This window comes from Paracoccus xiamenensis (assembly GCF_011308835.1).
GTDB classification, from domain to species: Bacteria; Pseudomonadota; Alphaproteobacteria; order Rhodobacterales; family Rhodobacteraceae; genus Paracoccus; species Paracoccus xiamenensis.
This window is the reverse complement of sequence record NZ_JAAOHY010000013.1, coordinates 23,208-38,044: the sequence shown is the minus strand read 5'-3', so window position 1 is coordinate 38,044 and position 14,837 is coordinate 23,208. Positions and strand designations below refer to the sequence as shown.

16 protein-coding genes are annotated in these 14,837 nt (G+C 61.8%); 9 read left to right on the top strand and 7 right to left on the bottom strand.

Features of this window, described 5'->3' with window-relative positions:
* Nucleotides 1–10: 10 nt before the first annotated feature.
* The 4 genes from G7044_RS17450 to G7044_RS17435 all read right to left on the bottom strand — a co-directional run bounded on the left by G7044_RS17450 (nt 11) and on the right by G7044_RS17435 (nt 3,971).
* Complete coding sequence (locus G7044_RS17450) at nt 11–1,432, bottom strand: UdgX family uracil-DNA binding protein (protein ID WP_207630359.1); 1,422 nt, start codon at nt 1,430–1,432, stop codon at nt 11–13.
* Nucleotides 1,432–2,661, bottom strand: coding sequence for a putative DNA modification/repair radical SAM protein (locus G7044_RS17445; RefSeq protein WP_114350779.1), 1,230 nt, complete (start codon nt 2,659–2,661; stop codon nt 1,432–1,434). Before G7044_RS17445 ends, G7044_RS17450 begins: the two co-directional genes overlap by 1 nt.
* A 75-nt stretch (nt 2,662–2,736) precedes the next feature.
* Nucleotides 2,737–3,429 (bottom strand): anti-sigma factor, encoded by a 693-nt coding sequence (locus tag G7044_RS17440; RefSeq protein ID WP_166331230.1) that lies wholly within the window; start codon nt 3,427–3,429, stop codon nt 2,737–2,739.
* Nucleotides 3,426–3,971, bottom strand: coding sequence for a sigma-70 family RNA polymerase sigma factor (locus tag G7044_RS17435; RefSeq protein ID WP_166331228.1), 546 nt, complete (start codon nt 3,969–3,971; stop codon nt 3,426–3,428). Before G7044_RS17435 ends, G7044_RS17440 begins: the two co-directional genes overlap by 4 nt.
* A gap of 141 nt (nt 3,972–4,112) precedes the next feature.
* On the opposite strand from G7044_RS17435, the gene G7044_RS17430 reads away from it, so the two are divergent.
* The 7 genes from G7044_RS17430 to G7044_RS17400 all read left to right on the top strand — a co-directional run bounded on the left by G7044_RS17430 (nt 4,113) and on the right by G7044_RS17400 (nt 10,600).
* Complete coding sequence (locus G7044_RS17430) at nt 4,113–4,622, top strand: fasciclin domain-containing protein (protein ID WP_166331226.1); 510 nt, start codon at nt 4,113–4,115, stop codon at nt 4,620–4,622.
* 78 nt (nt 4,623–4,700) lie between these two features.
* The gene (locus G7044_RS17425; protein ID WP_207630357.1) at nt 4,701–5,987 is read left to right on the top strand and encodes an NAD(P)/FAD-dependent oxidoreductase; all 1,287 of its coding nucleotides are present in this window, start codon (nt 4,701–4,703) and stop codon (nt 5,985–5,987) included.
* The gene (locus tag G7044_RS17420; RefSeq protein ID WP_235931383.1) at nt 5,936–6,772 is read left to right on the top strand and encodes a DUF1365 domain-containing protein; all 837 of its coding nucleotides are present in this window, start codon (nt 5,936–5,938) and stop codon (nt 6,770–6,772) included. Before G7044_RS17425 ends, G7044_RS17420 begins: the two co-directional genes overlap by 52 nt.
* A complete protein-coding gene (locus G7044_RS17415) occupies nt 6,765–7,922 on the top strand; it encodes an SAM-dependent methyltransferase (RefSeq protein ID WP_166331224.1) in 1,158 nt (385 codons plus the stop codon). The genes G7044_RS17420 and G7044_RS17415 overlap by 8 nt, the downstream gene beginning before the upstream one ends.
* Nucleotides 7,915–9,159 (top strand): MFS transporter, encoded by a 1,245-nt coding sequence (locus G7044_RS17410; RefSeq protein WP_166331222.1) that lies wholly within the window; start codon nt 7,915–7,917, stop codon nt 9,157–9,159. The genes G7044_RS17415 and G7044_RS17410 overlap by 8 nt, the downstream gene beginning before the upstream one ends.
* Nucleotides 9,156–9,884 (top strand): SDR family NAD(P)-dependent oxidoreductase, encoded by a 729-nt coding sequence (locus G7044_RS17405; protein ID WP_166331220.1) that lies wholly within the window; start codon nt 9,156–9,158, stop codon nt 9,882–9,884. Before G7044_RS17410 ends, G7044_RS17405 begins: the two co-directional genes overlap by 4 nt.
* Nucleotides 9,881–10,600 carry a tryptophan-rich sensory protein gene (locus G7044_RS17400; protein ID WP_166331218.1) on the top strand — a complete coding sequence of 240 codons (720 nt, stop codon included), beginning with the start codon at nt 9,881–9,883 and terminating at the stop codon, nt 10,598–10,600. The genes G7044_RS17405 and G7044_RS17400 overlap by 4 nt, the downstream gene beginning before the upstream one ends.
* 19 nt (nt 10,601–10,619) lie before the next feature.
* On the opposite strand, the gene G7044_RS17395 is transcribed toward G7044_RS17400, so the two are convergent.
* From G7044_RS17395 to G7044_RS18115, 3 genes are read right to left on the bottom strand one after another with little or no spacing between them, the layout of a single operon-like run.
* Nucleotides 10,620–11,282, bottom strand: a complete 663-nt coding sequence (locus G7044_RS17395; RefSeq protein ID WP_166331216.1) for an SDR family NAD(P)-dependent oxidoreductase — start codon at nt 11,280–11,282, stop codon at nt 10,620–10,622.
* Nucleotides 11,279–11,677 carry a DUF2177 family protein gene (locus tag G7044_RS17390; protein WP_166331214.1) on the bottom strand — a complete coding sequence of 133 codons (399 nt, stop codon included), beginning with the start codon at nt 11,675–11,677 and terminating at the stop codon, nt 11,279–11,281. The genes G7044_RS17395 and G7044_RS17390 overlap by 4 nt, the downstream gene beginning before the upstream one ends.
* 50 nt (nt 11,678–11,727) lie before the next feature.
* Nucleotides 11,728–12,363: a hypothetical protein gene (locus G7044_RS18115; RefSeq protein WP_235931389.1), complete on the bottom strand. Its 636-nt coding sequence runs from the start codon at nt 12,361–12,363 to the stop codon at nt 11,728–11,730.
* On the opposite strand from G7044_RS18115, the gene G7044_RS17385 reads away from it, so the two are divergent.
* Both G7044_RS17385 and G7044_RS17380 read left to right on the top strand, forming a co-directional pair.
* Nucleotides 12,262–13,389 (top strand): phospholipase D-like domain-containing protein, encoded by a 1,128-nt coding sequence (locus tag G7044_RS17385; RefSeq protein WP_328803872.1) that lies wholly within the window; start codon nt 12,262–12,264, stop codon nt 13,387–13,389. The genes G7044_RS18115 and G7044_RS17385 overlap by 102 nt on opposite strands.
* A gap of 113 nt (nt 13,390–13,502) precedes the next feature.
* Entirely contained in the window at nt 13,503–14,708 is a 1,206-nt protein-coding gene (locus G7044_RS17380; protein WP_166331210.1) for a DUF2254 domain-containing protein, read from the top strand.
* The last annotated feature ends 129 nt before the right edge of the window (nt 14,709–14,837 follow it).

Sequence of the window (14,837 nt, the reverse complement as noted above, 5' to 3'; positions counted from 1 at the left end):
AGCCTGCTTTTCAAATCGTGATTCGCGCCGCATGACGCAGATCTTGCAGCAGCATTGATCTGGCTGACTGCGCCTCTTTGCCGGATAGTCTGAGAATATAGCTTGGATGCCAGCTGATCAGAACAGGACCGCCGTCCATTGCCTGCTCTGACTGGCCGCGACGATTTTGAAGTGGGCCGGGGTTGCCAGTCAGGGCATACGCGGCTGTTGCGCCAAGTGCGAGCGTCAGGCGTGGGGCGACAAACCGACGCTCCAAATCAAGCCACCATCGACAATGCTGAACCTCGCCGCGATTGGGATTCTGGTGCAGACGAAGCTTTCCGCGCGGCTTGAACTTGAAATGCTTGACTGCATTCGTAAGCCAAACAGCGCTAATCTCTGCCTCTTCCATTAACTCGCGCAGCAGCGTGCCTGCGGGTCCGACAAAAGGACGACCCTGCAGGTCTTCCTGATCGCCCGGTTGTTCGCCGACAATCATCAGCGCGGCATTTAAATCGCCTTCGCCCCAGACCGTTTGCGTCGCGGCCTGACATAGATCGCAGCGGGTGCAGGACATTGCCGCATCTCGCGCCTGATCCAGCGTTTCGGGCATATTGGCTACCGGCATGGCGGGCAGCTTGTCCAGAATGCGCGTTGCGCGCTGTGGCGGATCCGTCGGCATGGCGGCGCGCATGGCGGCGACGCGGGCATCGGCTTCGGCCAGCATCTGTGGGATCAGGCGCGTTTCAGGCAGGTTCTTCCAGTATTTGACCGGCATTTCCGATTTCATCGCAGAAATCTTGACCCGCGCCGGATTGAAGATATTGCGGAAGTAAGTCGCCCACAGCGCCTCGCTGGCGTCGTCAGGAAGATCGGGGCGCTGCTGCGGGGCGGGTCCGAAACCAAGCACGCCATCGCGGAAGGTGACGGTCATGTCCGGCGTTGCGATCAGCCAGTCCATATCTGCAAAACGTACCGCGAAGAAGCCTGCGGCACGTTCGGTGATGAAATGCTGCGGTTCGAACCAGGCGGCGAAGCTGCGACGCAATCCTTCGGTCGGCAATTCGCGAAAGCGAACAAAGGCGTGCATCTTGTGAATGTCGCGGCGGACTGATTTTTCCATCCGCCGTAGCCGTTGCGTAAGTGGATCGGCGGGGTTGGACAAGGCGCGGCGGTCGTACTGATGACGCAGCAGCAGTCGGTAAGCAAGTGCCGGGGCCTGCGGATCGGAATGGCACAGGACCGCGCCTGTCAGATCAATTAACGCCTTGCTTGCCGTCACCTCGTAAGCGCCGTCATTTGCCGGTAGCGGATCGAAACCGAAAAGCCCGGTCCCGGCCAGTTCTCGTGTCCACTCTACTTTTTCGGCGAGGATGCGGTGGCTTGCCAATCGCCGCGCGGCATCGCGCCAAGCCGCGTTCGTCGACCGACCGGGCAGATGGACGCGATACATCAGAAAAGCGACAATTGCCGAGGCGCAGCGGCAAATCGCGCCCGCAAATTATCGTTGTCCGTCAAACCACCCGGCGACCAGTCGGGGAGGGCGACGAAGGGCCGTGCTTTCTTCATCACCGCACCGATCCGCAACAGATCGGCATAGCGCACCGCGCCGGACCGGCGCGCGGCGATGATCCGGTCGACGGTCCGCGTGCCAAAGCCGGGAACGCGCAGCAGCATCACGCGCCCGGCGCGATTCACATCGACGGGAAAGCTGGCGCGATGCGCAAGCGCCCATGCCAGTTTCGGATCAATCGCCAGATCAAGGTTGCCATCTTTGCCGCCTGCTGTGATTTCATCCGCCTCGAACCCATAGAACCGCATCAGCCAATCGGCCTGATACAGCCGATGTTCACGCATCAAGGGCGGCCGGATCAGTGGTAGCGCAGCGGAACTGTCGGGGATCGGGCTGAAGGCGGAATAATAGACGCGCCGCAGACGATAGCCCGTATAAAGCCTTGACGCGGTTGCCAGAATGTCCCGGTCGGGACTCGAATCCGCGCCGACGATCATTTGCGTCGACTGACCCGCAGGCGCGAATTTTGCGGGGCGTTTGCCTCCATGGCTGCGGTCACGGCTGGCCTCTTGAGACAGGCGGACGCCTGCCATCGCGGCGCGGATCGTTTCCGGCTTCTTTTGCGGTGCAAGCTGGCGGGTGCTGCTGTCCTTTGGCAGTTCGATATTGATCGACAGGCGGTCGGCATATAGTCCGGCTTCATCGATCAGCTCCTTGCTGGCTTCGGGAATCGTTTTCAGGTGGATATAGCCCTTGAAGCCGTGATCCTGCCGCAGCATCCGGGCGATGCGCACCATGTCGGCCATGGTATCGTCCGGGCTGCGGATGATGCCAGAGCTGAGAAAAAGTCCCTCGATATAGTTGCGTCGATAGAATTCCAGCGTCAGCGTGACGACCTCTTCCGGCGAGAAGCGCGCGCGTTCGACCCTGCTGGAGACGCGGTTGATGCAATAGGCGCAATCGTAGACGCAGAAATTCGTCATCAGGATTTTCAGCAGGCTGATGCAGCGTCCATCCGGCGTATAGGCGTGACAGATGCCCGTCCCACCGGCGCTGCCGATACCACCACTGAGTGCGTCCCGGCGTGTGGTGCCGCTGGACGCGCATGAGGCATCGTATTTTGCCGCATCGGCAAGGATTGCCAGCTTATCCTGAAGGGTTCTGCGCATGGAACAAAAATAGAACAAACGGCGCGGTGCACAAGTTGATTTATTTTTATGGCCGAGCAGGGCAGCTGAAAGGCGCTAGATCCTGCGCATCTCGGCCTGCGCAACTATCGGCCCGGTCGCGACGCCGCCCGGCGCGCCGCCGGCTGGTTCGTCGGTGATCGCCAGCGTTGCGTTCGCGACAAGTATTCTCAGATCTTCCGGGATCGGCATCGCGGCCTGCCCCTGATGTGGCATGACGCCCAGCGAGATGGGTGCACGATCGCCCTGAATCAGCCAAAGCTCGAAATCGCGGCCTTGTGCAGGTGGTTGACCCGCGACGGAGATCCGCATCTCGCCATCGGTTTCATCATAAAGCGCGGTCAGTCGAACGGTGCTGTCGGCTGATACCATATCCGAAACCCAGAGGTTCCGTTCGGTTTCAGGACCTGGCTGCCCAAGCCACAGAAGGGCAAGCAGCGCAATGGAAGCACAGACAGAACCAAGAGAAAGCCATTGCCAGAACCTGACAGAGCCTGCAGGCGCTGTGCGTTCCGGGAATAAGCGCCTTTCCAAATTGTTCCAGACCTTGGCGGGCGGGCTGACCGGTCGGACCTCAGCCGCGATCGGGTCGAAATGCGTCTCCCACCGTGCGACCTCGGCCACCAAAGCCGGCTCATTCAGAATGCGGCGCTGAAACGCCTCACGCTCCGCAAGTGGCAATGTGCCGAGAACGTATTCGCCAGCCGTGGCGATGTCGCGGGGATCAGGTTCCGGGGCGTCATCGGTCATCTGGTCAGACACTCCCTCAGCTTGATCAGGCTGCGCCGAAGCCAGCTTCTGATGGTGTTCAGGGGCGCACCGAAGCGTTCGGCAAGTTCCAGATAGCTTTCGCCTTCAACATAGGCGAGGCGCACGGCCTCGGCGCGGGCAGGTTCAAGCTCGGTCAGACAGGCCTCGATCCGCCGTCCTTCTGACCGCATCAAGGCTTGATCCTCGGGGCCGGGACTGTCATCGGCCAGAAGCTCTGCCACATCAAGATCACCGCCGCCCGGCTTTCGCCGCCGCAAGGTGTCGATGGCAAGGTTGCGCATCATGGCATTCATCCATGCCAGCGGACTTGCCACCTGCGGGGCATATCGATCGGCGTTGTGCCAGATTTTTACGAACACCTCCTGCAAGACATCTTCCGCCTCTGCCCGATCCTTCAGGATACGCAGGCCGATCCCGAAAAGTTGCGGCGAGGCGCGGCGGTAAAGCTGCTGGAACGCCGCCCGGTCCCGCAACGCGACCCGTCCGAGGAGATCAGCAAGCTTTTCCGTTTCCGAGGTCATCAGCAGGTCCGGTTTCGTCAGGGTGAGGATGCAACGTGAGCAAGATCACTGCAAGCGGGAGTCGATTTTCACGAAAGCGTGAGCGGCGCAACAAAGCCCGCTGCCGTTTCGTCCCTTCGTAACCAGACACAGGAGGATGGAATGAATGTCTTGAATTTTGCTGTGACTATCGCGTTTGCTCTGGCAGCCACGGCCACCGTCGCGCAGGATATGCCGGCGACTGTCGCGGATATCGTGATGGCGTCCGAGGACCACACAACCCTGGAACAGGCCGTTGTCGCTGCCGAAATGGGCGAGGCTCTGATGGGCGAAGGCCCGTTCACTGTCTTCGCGCCCACCGATGCGGCCTTCGCGGCCCTGCCAGAGGGCGCGCTGGAAGAAGCGTTGATGCCCGAAAACCGGGACAAGCTGGTCCAGATCCTCGGCTGCCATGTGGTTGAGACGCGGGCGCTGGCTGCCGATGTGGTGCAGATGATTGCGGATGATGGCGGCAGCCATCCGGTGACGACCATGGGCAATTGCAGTTTGAACCTGACGCTGGACGGCGACATGGTGAAGATCAACGACGCCGTGACCGTCACAGCCGCCGATCTGGAGGCTGGCAATGGCGTCGTTCACGTCATCGACGGTGTCCTGCTGCCGGCGATGTAAACGCGCTGCCGAAACAAGCTGATCCGGGCGACAGCCATGCTACGCCCGGATTTTACGTGACTTGCCGAGGGGGTAAAGTTGGAGCGGCTGAAACGTCTGCGCATTGCGATCATTGGCACCGGCATCTCGGGTCTGGGGGCGGCGTGGTTGCTTTATCCGCATCACGACATCACCCTGTTCGAGAAAGAACCGCGGCCGGGCGGCCATGCCCGCACCGTGCGGGCAGAGGGTGTTGATGTCGATACCGGATTCATCGTCTGCAACCGCCGCACCTATCCCTTGTTCATTCCGCTGATGGAAAAGCTTGGCGTTCTGCTGGAGCCGAGCGACATGTCGTTCTCGGCCAGTTTCGAAGGTGGGCGATACGAATACGGCACGTTCTCGACCCGCGCGATGTTCGCGCAGCCAATGTGCCTGATGGATGCCGGGCATTGGCGCCTGATCCGCGATATCCTGCGCTTCTTCCGCCAGGCGCCTGCCCATTCTGCGCATGAGGGCAGCATCGGGGATCTGATAAGCGCGTTGCGTTTGGGAACCGAGTTCCGCGACCGCTTCCTGCTGCCGATCTCGGGTGCGATCTGGTCGACGCCAACCGCCGATATGTTGCGGTTCCCGGCAAGCGCCTTTGTTCGGTTTTTCGACAATCACGGGCTTTTGTCGGTGCGCGGTCAACCGCAATGGCTGACGGTGAAGGGTGGATCCCAGACCTATGTCAACAGGATCCTTGAACAGGTATCGAGCGATGTACGCCTGTCCTGCCCGGTCTATTCGGTTCGGAGAGGGACCGATTTCATCCTGATCGCCAGCCCGCGCGGGGAGGAGCGCTTCGACAGGGTTGTTTTTGCCACCCATGCGCCGCAGGCTTTGGCGATGCTGCGGAATGCCGACAAGGATGAGACCGCGATACTTGGTGCGCTGCGAACGCAGGCGAACCGGATGGTGTTGCATTCCGATCCACGGCTGATGCCGCGACGCCGCGCGGTCTGGGCGTCGTGGAACTATGTCACGCAGGGGACGACGCCGACCACGGATCAGCCGATCAGCCTTTCCTATTGGATGAACCGGTTGCAGAACCTCGAAACGCCGCGCCCGCTGATCGTGACCCTGAACCCCGAGTTCGAGCCGATGCATGTCCATGACGAGGCCAGCTTTGCCCATCCGCAGTTCGACGCGGCTGCCATCGCCGCCCAAGCCCGCCTCGGAGAAATTCAGGGCCGTGGCGGTATTCACTATGCCGGTGCATGGACTCGTTATGGTTTTCACGAGGACGGGTTGCTCTCAGCGCTGCGCGTGGCGCAATCGATGGGTGTCGAATGGCCGCTTGGCCCCGATCCATGGGCCGCGCCGAAGCCGGTGGCCGCGTGATGGCCGATCTGTGGGATGGCGCGTTGATCGACGCCGCGATCTGGCACGCGCGGGCGGGTGATGTGACGCGGCAGTTCCGTTATCGCTCGCTTTACGCGGCGCTGCCGGTTGACTCGCTGGAGGCCGGTCGCCTGCCGTTGCGACCTGACCGACCGGGGCTCTGGCGGTTGCGACGGCTCGATCACGGTGCTCGCGATGGCAGCCCGCTGACCGACTTCATCCAGTCGCAGTTGGCGCCGGTCGATCTGGCACATTGCCGGACCGCCTTGGTCACGATGCCGCGCGGTTTGCTTCACGGGTTCAACCCGGTCAGCTTCTGGCTGGCGCGGGATGATCTCGGCTTGCGGGCGGTGCTGGCCGAGGTGACGAACACCTTCGGCGAAAGCCATCTGTATCTTTGCCGTCATGCGAATAATCGCGTGATCGAACCGGGCGATCGGCTGTCCGGCGAAAAGCTGTTTCACGTCTCGCCCTTCCTGCCGCGCGAGGGACATTATGTCTTTCGCTTCGATGCCGCGCCGGGCCGCTTCGGGGCCTGGGTGGACTGGTTCGGCAAGGATGGCAAACTGTGGCTTCAGACCTCTATGACTGGCAAGGCGCGCGCGCTAACCGCCAAGGCCCTGCGCCGCGCCGCGTTGCGCCATGCATTTCAGCCGCTGCGCGTCACCGCGCTGATCCACTGGCAGGCAGCAAAGCTGTTGTCGCGCGGTGTGCGCTATCGCACCAAACCATCACAGCTTGAGAGACGCCGATCAGAGGCGACGACGGAGAGATCGGATGTTTGAAGATCGCATCAGGCCCGAATTCCTTCGCAGCCTAGACGGTATTCGCTTTGGCCGGTTGCGCCTGACAACCCCCGACGGCGCGACCCGCGTTTTCGCAGGCGATCAGCCCGGACCGGATGCCGCACTGACCATCTTGGACTGGCGCATGGTGCCGGCGCTTGCGGCAAAGGGCGATATCGGCCTGACCGAGGCCTATCGCGACGGCTGGTGCGATACGCCCGATCTGACGGCGCTGCTGACCCTGGGGCTGATGAACGAGGATGCGCTTGACCGCTATATCTATGGCAAGCCCCTGCAGGCTTTGGCGATGCGGCTGCTGTATCTGCTGAACCGCAATACGCGGGCGGGCTCGCGCCGCAATATCTCGGCTCATTACGATCTGGGCAATGACTTCTACGCGCTGTGGCTGGACGAAACGATGACCTATTCCTCGGCTATCTTTGCCGAGGGTGACAATCTGGCGGCGGCGCAGCGCCGAAAATACGACCGCATCATCGAAGGGCTGTCAGGCGGATCGGGTCGTCTGCTTGAGATAGGCTGCGGCTGGGGCGGCTTTGCCGAACGTGCACTGCAGCGTGGCGATTTCGCGCCCAAGGGGCTGACGCTTTCAAGCGAACAGGCAGCATATGCCCGCGCGCGTCTGGGGCAGGGGGCCGAGATCGCGCTTCAGGACTATCGCGAGGAGAAAGACCGCTTTGACCATATTGTGTCCATCGAGATGTTCGAGGCCGTGGGCGAGAGGTTCTGGCCCGTCTATTTCGGCAAGCTGGCCGAGGCGCTGACGCGGCAGGGGCGCGCGATGATCCAGACGATTACCGTCGCCGACCGCTATTTCGACCGCTATCGCAAGGGCGGCGACATGATCCGCAGCTTCATCTTTCCCGGCGGCATGTTGCCTTCACCCACGCAGTTCCGGGCTGGGGCGGAACGCGCCGGGCTGCAGATCGACGACAGCTTCGGCTTTGGTCGCGACTATGCCCGCACGCTGGCGCATTGGCTGGATCGGTTCGATGCGAAACGCCCTGAGGTCCGGTCTATGGGCTTTGACGAGGCTTTCATCCGCGTCTGGCGCTTTTATCTGGCCGCCTGCATTGCGTCCTTCGCCGTTGGCCGGACAGATGTGATGCAATACCGGCTGGCTCATGGCTGACGCCGCGCCGGGCCGCGGCGATCTGGCGGCTTATAGCCTGCTGGCCTTCCCTTTGGCCTTTGGCGGATTGCCGCTTTACATCCATGCGCCCGACTTTTTCGCGACCGAAAGGGGCGTTCCGCTGGCCACGCTTGGGCTGGCGCTGTTCTGGCTGCGACTTTTCGATGCGATGGTGGACCCGGTGGCGGGCTGGGCTGGCGACCGCTGGCCCGATAGAAGGGGCGGGCTGATCATCACAGGCGCGGTTCTGCTGGCCTGCGGGGCCGCAGCACTGTTCGCGCCGCCCGCGCTGCCGGTGCTGATCTGGTTCGCGCTGGCCCTGGCTCTGGCAAGTCTTGGGCACAGCCTGATCTCGGTCAACCTGATGACGCTTGGCGGCCTGTGGCGGCGCGAACCGGACCAGAAATCGCGGATCAGCGCCGCGCGAGAAGGGTTCGGATTGGTCGGCCTTATCCTTGCGGTGGTGCTGCCCTCGGCATTGCAGCAGCTGATCGGGCGTCAGGCGGCGTTGCTGGCCTTGGCCGCGGTGCTGGCGGTTGCGTTGCTGATAGCGCTGCCGATCTTTCGCGGATGGCTGGCCTCGGTTCGATTGCAGATCGCCGTTCCGCCCGATGCGCGGCCGGACTGGCACGCCCTGATGCCCTTCTATGCCGTGGCTGCGCTGGTGCTGCTGTCGGCGGCCTTCCCCGCCGCCCTGATCCTGATGCTGGTGCGCGACCAGTTGGGGGTCGAGGGTTTGGCGGGTGTCTTTCTGCTGACCTATTTCGCCGCCGCCTTGCCCGGCGCGGCCGTGGCAGGCTGGCTGGCCGGTTGTATAGGAGGGGTGCCGGTCTGGACGGCGGCGCTGATCCTGTCGATGGCGGGCTTCGCATTTGCAATGATGCTGGGGCCGGGCGATGTCGCCGCCTTTTTCGTCATCTGTCTTGCCACCGGCTTCTGTTTCGGCGCCGATCTGGTCCTGCCGCCCGCCATCCTTTCCGACCGGATCGAGGCCACCTCGACGCAAGCCGCCGCGACCCGCGCGTATGCCGCGCTTGGCTTTTTGACGAAACTCGCGCTGGCGCTGGCGGGCGCGGTTGCGCTGCCGCTCTTGCAACTGGCGGGCTTTCGTCCGGCACAGGTGAACGACACGCATGCCTTGCAGGCGCTGCTGCTTCTTTACGCCGCGCTGCCGCTGGTTCTGCGTGGGGTCGCAGTCACGGCTTTGATCTTCCTGCACAGAAAGGGCGAGATATGAGCGAACGGATCTGGATCATGGGCGCCTCGGACGGGATCGGCGCGGCGCTTGCTCGCCTGTGGGCGGCGCGCGGTGCAAGTCTGATCCTGTCGGCGAGATCCGAGGACAGACTGGCCGATCTAGCGCAGGAACTGGGCGGGGCAGAGGTCCTGCCTTGCGACGTGACCGACCGCGACAGCCTAGATACGGTCGCGAAAGCGATCATCGATGGCGGCAAGGTGGACCGGGCGATCACGCTGGCCGCGCTTTATGACCCCGGGAAGGTGATGGAACTGGACCCCGATGAGGCGGCACGGATCGTCAACGTGAACCTGACCGGCAGTTTCAACTTCGCCCGTGCTGCAGTGCCGCTGCTGCGTCAGGGCGGGCAGCTTGCCCTGACCGGATCAGTTGCGGGCTATTTTGGTCTTCCGCAGGGCCAGATCTATTCTGCAACCAAAGCGGGTGTTATCAATCTGGCGGAAAGCCTGCGGGCCGAACTTGCCAATGATGTTGATGTCCGCCTGATCAGTCCGGGCTTTGTCGATACGCGGCTGACTCAAAAGAACGATTTCGACATGCCCGCGCTGATGCAACCCGCCGCCGCCGCTGAAGCCATTCTGAACGGCCTCGATAAAGGCGGATTCGAGGTGCATTTCCCGCGACGCGTGACTCTGCCGCTGAAATTTCTGCGTGCTCTGCCCTATGGGCTGGCAATGCGCCTGACGAAGAGGCTTGTAAGATGATGATCAGATACCTGCCGCATCTGACGCTGCTTTTTGCGGTGCTTTTCGCGCTGTCGCCGCTGGCCAGCGACGGTTTTAACGGCTTCACACCCGACCAGTTTCCGGTGGTACAGCACCGCTGGCCAGTGCAGCCCGCCGGATGGGCCTTTTCGATCTGGGGGCTGATCTATCTGTGGCTGATCGCAGGCAGCGTCTGGGGGTTGCTGAAGGCGCCGTATGATCCCGAATGGCAGAGAATGCGTCGCCCGCTTTTGGTCAGCCTGATCGTGGGCACATTCTGGATCGCCGCCGCAAATGCCTCGCCTATTCTGGCGACCGCGATGATCGTCGTCATGGTGGTCGCGGCAATCATAGCCTTTTTGCGTGCGGGCCACGGGCAGCCGTTCTGGCAGGTCGGTCCGGTCGGCCTTTATGCGGGTTGGCTGACCGCAGCGACGGGCGTCGCGATTGCCGTTCTGCTCAGCGGTTATGGCATCATGTCGGCGGGTCCGGCCGCGATGCTGCTGATTGTTGTCGTACTGGCGCTCGCGCTGTGGATGCAGTCGCGAAGGCCGTCCGGCGTCACCTATCCCATCGCGGTTGCCTGGGCGCTGATCGGCATAGTCGCCGCCAATTGGGGCTCCGGACACAGCCATGTGGCGTTTTTGGCGGGGCTGGGCATCGTGGCGCTGGCTGCGCAGTATCTCTTGCTCGGGCGGCTGGCGCGGCCCGGCTGAACCGGCTGGGGTGCGGGGCCTACCATTCGACGCGCTCGCCCTTCCAGTCCCAGAAACTGCCGTTGTCTTCGGGCGTCAGGCGGTCGATCACGGCCAACAGGGCTTCGGCGGATTGCCGGGGCGAGATTGTCGGATGGCGCGCGGCATAGTCGCGGGTCAGCGTTGTCTTGACCGTGCCGGGGTGCAGAGCGACGACGATATGCTTGCTTTCCTTGCGCGCGATTTCTATCGACGCCGTGCGGATGATCTGGTTCTGCGCCGCCTTTGCCGCCCGATAACTGATCCAGCCGCCAAGACTGTTGTCGCCAATGGAACCGACTCGTGCCGATAGCGAAGCAAAAACCGCGCGCGTATCCTCGCGCAACAACGGACTGAAGTAGCGCAGCAACAGCGCCACCCCGGTCGCGTTCAGCGCGAATTGTGCGGCCATGACCTCGGCGTCGATGCTGCGTATGGTCTTTTCCGGTTGCTGTCCGTCGGCCACCAATGCGCCCGTGGCGTTGAAGATGAGGTCAAAGCGCTGATCAGCCATCGCATCGGCGGTCCGCGCCACGCTGGCTTGATCAGTCAGGTCCAGCCCGTCGCGGCGCGACAGGCCGGTCACTTCGGCACCGCGACGCCGCAAGTCGTGGGCAACGGCTGCACCGATCCCGCCACTCTCGCCGATGACAAGCGCCTTCATGTGAGCCAGCGTGTTACCATAACCCCGGACCAAGCCGAGATCCCGGTCAGGAACCCTCCCCAGATCGTATCGGTCACGACCTGTTGCATCGACCAGTCGCGCAGCGTCGCGTAGTTGGTAAACTCATAAGTGCCATAACACATCAGCCCGATCAGCGCCCCTCCGATCAGCGCCTTGCCCGGCCTTCCTTCGGCCAGGGCAGGAGCCGAGACGAAATACAGCACTCCGACAATATATGCCGCGTAGAATGCGGCCGCGGGCATCATACGGAACGGATCGGCAAGAAGATCACCGACGTGACGTTCGAAAATCGGCCGGATGATCTGCGTGATACCGACGATGTCGATGACCAGAAAGATGATCAGGGTCGAGGCATAGAGGATGGCAAGGTGCACCGGGCATTCTCCATATTGGGGCTTCCTCAGATATGACGCGCCACGCGCTCTCAAAGTTGCAGGAAAGCCAGGTGAACAGCAGGCTGAAGACGATCATGAATGCGCGGGTCGATACTGCCGGCAACTTTGGGCGACCGGAATGAGTTATTTGGACTGCATGACAGAAATAGCCTGTGGGCCAAAAAGATATGCAAAGCCTTGCCTTCGAACCGGGTCGAAACTGCTGGCGTGTTGCGACGGCCGATCGGCTGTCTGTCATTGTCGATGGGCAGGACTATTTCCGAATCCTCCGCGAGGTGCTGCTGAAAGCAGAGCGGATGGTCATTCTCGTCGGTTGGGATTTTGACTTCGAGATCGAGATGCTGCCCGGTCAATCTGATGACAACGGCGATGCGCCTGACGGATTTCCGAACGCCATCGGACCGTTCCTCGATGCGTTGGCGGCGCGACGCGAGGGACTGGATATCTATCTGCTGAAATGGAGCGGGGGTGCGCTGATTGCGCCCGGGCGCATCCTTCCGGCATTCAAGATCAAGCTGCTTTCGCCGAAGCAGCTCCACCTGGCCTTTGACGGCCACCATCCCATCGGCGCCTGCCATCATCAGAAAATCGTTGTTGTCGATGACGCGCTGGCATTCTGTGGCGGTATCGACGTTACCGAAGGTCGCTGGGACAATCGGGAGCATGCATCACTTGATCCGCTGCGTCGCTTGAAGAACGGCGAGATCGCTCAGCCATGGCATGACACAACGACGCTGATGTCAGGAGACGCCGCGGCCGCCTTCAGCGAGTTGTGCCGGAACCGATGGGAACGCGCGACAGGCGAGCCGATTGGCGAGGAGTTCGCGAGAGCACAGGATATCTGGCCATCCGAAACCGCACCAGATTTCGAGAATATGGAGGTCGCAATTGCCCGCACAGCGCCCCCCGAAGCCGATCGCCCGGCGGTGACTGAAATCGAGACGCTCTACCTCGACAGCATAAGGGCCGCCCGCGACTGCATCTACCTCGAGTCGCAATATTTCGCCGCCGACAGTATCACCGATGCCGTCCGGGCACGCCTGCGAGAGCCAGACGGACCCGAGATCGTCGTCATCAATCCACACGCAGCGCAGGGGAAAGTCGAGGATGAGGCGATGCATGTCACCCGCAGCCGCATGATCCGCGACCTGGCGCAGAATGATCCTTACAATCGCTTTCTGATCCTGTCGCCGGTCAATGACGCGGGTGAGGATATCTATGTCCATTCCAAGACCAGCATCATCGACGATGTGTTCCTGCGCATTGGCTCAAGCAATATCGACCGCCGCTCGATGGGGTTCGATACCGAAAGCGATGTGGCGCTGATCGCGGAAAAGGACACGGATCGGCGGCGTATCATCGCGATCCGCAATGACCTTTTGGCAGAACATCTTGGGGTCGAGGCAGATCAGGTCGCTGAGGCGATCGACAGGACAGGCAGTATCATCGCGGCTATCGACGCGCTGAACGACAGCGAAAGGCGCGGGTTGCGCCCGATTACGCCACGCAAGGAAACCCTGCTGGGCAAGTTCCTGTCCGACACCCGGCTGTTCGATCCTCGCTATCGTCAAAGCGCGCAAGCCCGCATCGGCATTACATCACGGCATGTGATGTACGGCTCTGCCACCGTGGTTGCCGGCGTGCTGCTGTGGCGGCGCAATCGCAGGGCGCGAAGTCGTGGCAAGCGATAGCCACCTTCAGTGGTAATGGGTTGCAATCCCGCGCGGTTGGCTGGACCAAGGCCGGGAAGCGAAGCTAACGACGGAACGGACGCTCGATGACAGGCAGGTTCAACAGGGGATGGGTGCAGCGACTGCGCGTGCAACTGCGCAAGATGTGGGTGCGGGTTGTCCTTTACAGTCTTGCCGGGGTGCTGCTGGCGCTGCTCGCGCCACTTATCGGGCCGATCCTGCCCTATGTCCCGAAAATCGATCTCGCCTCAGGTTCGGTTGACGCGCTGCTCAATATCATCGCGTCCTCTATGCTGGCGGTCACAACCTTTTCGATGTCGATTCTGGTCGGGGCCTATGGCTCGGCCACCTCAAACGCGACGCCCCGTGCGACCAGGCTGCTGGAGGAGGATCGCACCGCGCAGACGGCGGTTTCGATCTTTATCGGCTCCTTCCTGTTCAGTATTGTCGGGATCATCGGCTTGTCGGCTGGGCTTTACAGCGACAATGCGCGCGTGCTGCTGTTCGTGGCGACACTTGGCGATATCGCATTGATCGCCTGGGCTTTGGTGCGTTGGGTCAACCACCTGAACGATTTTGGCAGGATGAGCGACATCATCGCCCGGATCGAAACAGCGGCGAAACCCGCCGCGCGCCTGTATCGCGATTATCCTGCGCTTGGCGCCGTACCGCGGTCCGATATTCTGTCTGAGGATGCACCGATGGTTATGGCTGACCAGTCCGGTTATGTTCAGTATATCGATATCGAGAAACTGCAAACTCTTGCCGACCATCTGAAGATGAAGGTCGAAATCCGCCGTATGCCCGGCAAATATGTCCACCGCGGAGAGCCATTGCTGCGCCTTAGCGGTCCCGTGGAGGATGAGGCTCTCGCGACATTCCGCGAGGCTTTCTCGCTTGGCGAAGCGCGCAGCTTCGATCAGGATCTTGGCTATGGGTTGATCGTTCTTGGCGAGGTTGCGAGCAAGGCGCTGTCACCCGGCATCAACGACCCCGGCACGGCCATCGAAGTCTTGCGCGCCGGAACGCGTGTGCTTGAAGTTCTGCACGAGGACCCTGATCCAGAGGCCGAAGTAACCTACGGTTCGGTCTATGCGCCGCCGCTGGACATGGCGAACCTTTATTCGGTCTTCTTCTCTCCCATCGCCCGTGACGGGGCCGCTGTGATCGAGGTGCAGGAGGCACTGCAGGATTGCCTGCGCGCCGTTGCGGATTTTGGTGGTGGCGCGGCCGCGCGGGAAGAAGCGAGGCGAGCCCGAAAACGTGCGGAAGCTGTGCTTGAAGCGGATTGGGAGCAGCAGGTTCTGTCCGGCGCGTGACGCAGGTCGCAGCGCCCCAAGGCTAAAGGTCCGCCTGTCATAAGGTTGTTCGTGGTATTCTCGAATGTCCTACATCGGCACCCTTCAGCATGATCATAAAGAAATGAAATTGCTCGTGATTTACTTTAT

Bases quoted from the DNA above. Each gene is read 5' to 3' on its own strand.
- G7044_RS17450 (WP_207630359.1), bottom strand. From the start codon at position 1,432: ATGTATCGCGTCCATCTGCCCGGTCGGTCGACGAACGCGGCTTGGCGC.
- G7044_RS17445 (WP_114350779.1), bottom strand. From the start codon at position 2,661: ATGCGCAGAACCCTTCAGGATAAGCTGGCAATCCTTGCCGATGCGGCA.
- G7044_RS17440 (WP_166331230.1), bottom strand. From the start codon at position 3,429: ATGACCGATGACGCCCCGGAACCTGATCCCCGCGACATCGCCACGGCT.
- G7044_RS17435 (WP_166331228.1), bottom strand. From the start codon at position 3,971: ATGACCTCGGAAACGGAAAAGCTTGCTGATCTCCTCGGACGGGTCGCG.
- G7044_RS17430 (WP_166331226.1), top strand. From the start codon at position 4,113: ATGAATGTCTTGAATTTTGCTGTGACTATCGCGTTTGCTCTGGCAGCC.
- G7044_RS17420 (WP_235931383.1), top strand. From the start codon at position 5,936: ATGGCCGCTTGGCCCCGATCCATGGGCCGCGCCGAAGCCGGTGGCCGC.
- G7044_RS17415 (WP_166331224.1), top strand. From the start codon at position 6,765: ATGTTTGAAGATCGCATCAGGCCCGAATTCCTTCGCAGCCTAGACGGT.
- G7044_RS17410 (WP_166331222.1), top strand. From the start codon at position 7,915: ATGGCTGACGCCGCGCCGGGCCGCGGCGATCTGGCGGCTTATAGCCTG.
- G7044_RS17405 (WP_166331220.1), top strand. From the start codon at position 9,156: ATGAGCGAACGGATCTGGATCATGGGCGCCTCGGACGGGATCGGCGCG.
- G7044_RS17400 (WP_166331218.1), top strand. From the start codon at position 9,881: ATGATGATCAGATACCTGCCGCATCTGACGCTGCTTTTTGCGGTGCTT.
- G7044_RS17395 (WP_166331216.1), bottom strand. From the start codon at position 11,282: ATGAAGGCGCTTGTCATCGGCGAGAGTGGCGGGATCGGTGCAGCCGTT.
- G7044_RS18115 (WP_235931389.1), bottom strand. From the start codon at position 12,363: ATGCTCCCGATTGTCCCAGCGACCTTCGGTAACGTCGATACCGCCACA.